The 964-nt window shown below is 69.5% G+C and carries 1 protein-coding gene; it reads left to right on the forward strand.

From position 1 onward, the window contains the following. Positions 1–39: 39 nt before the first annotated feature. A partial coding sequence (locus tag Aru02nite_RS36285; RefSeq protein WP_275408805.1) for an FtsK/SpoIIIE domain-containing protein occupies positions 40–964 on the forward strand: 925 nt, incomplete at its 3' end.

Raw genomic sequence — 964 nt, forward strand, 5'->3', positions numbered from 1 at the left:
CGCCGTTGGATCCGCTACGGGCGCCGGTGGAACCGGTGGATGGTCCGCTGCAAGCTGTCGGTCAACGACGGCAACGGCGGCGTGGTGATCCCGTCCATCCAGCAGATTGAGGCGCTTCCGGCCTCGGACCGGCTGTTGGTGGACGTGCCGGTCGGGATGACTGTCGAGGCGATTCGGCAGCGGGCCGGGGAGCTGGCCAACGCGGCGCGGGCTCGCTCGTGCCGGGTCACGGAGGTTGCCGACACGCCGGGTATGGCGTGGGTGGAGTTGCAGCACAAGGACATCCTGCGTTCGACCGTGGCGGCGCTGCCGATCCCGCGTAGTGCTGACGGTGTGGGCATGGTCCCGGTGGACCTGGGACAGGTGCCGGTCGGGATCCGGGAGGACGGTTCGGGCTGGGCGATCCCGGTCAAGGGCCGGCACATCCTCATCGCGGGCCGGTCCCGGTCGGGTAAGGGCTCGGTGCTGTGGTCGCTGCTGCGCTATCTCGCGCCGGCGATCCGGGCCGGGGTGGTGAAGGTGACCGGCCTGGATCCGAAGGGCGGCATGGAGCTGTCGATGGGCCGCCCCCTGTTCACCCGGTACGAGGCGGACAACCCCGCAGCGATGGCGGATCTGTTGGAGGCCGAGGCGGACCACATGGACGCGGTGGCCAAGGAACTGGCGGGCAACGTGCGGAAGTTCTCGCCGTCCATGACCCACCCGCTGCATCTGGTGGTCGTGGATGAGCTGGCGAACCTGACCGCGTACGCGTCGATGGAGGTCCGCCGCCGGGTGGAACTGGCGCTTGGGCGGCTGCTGACCAAGGGTGCTGCGGTCGGCTGGGTGGTCATCGGCTGCACGCAGGAGCCCAACAAGGACATCATCCCGATGCGCGGGCTGTTCACCTACCGGATCGCGCTGGGCCTGGACACCCCGAGTCAGGTCGACATGGTGCTCGGTGAGGGGATGCGGGACAAGGGCG

Source organism: Actinocatenispora rupis (assembly GCF_016861975.1).
GTDB classification, from domain to species: domain Bacteria; phylum Actinomycetota; class Actinomycetes; order Mycobacteriales; family Micromonosporaceae; genus Actinocatenispora; species Actinocatenispora rupis.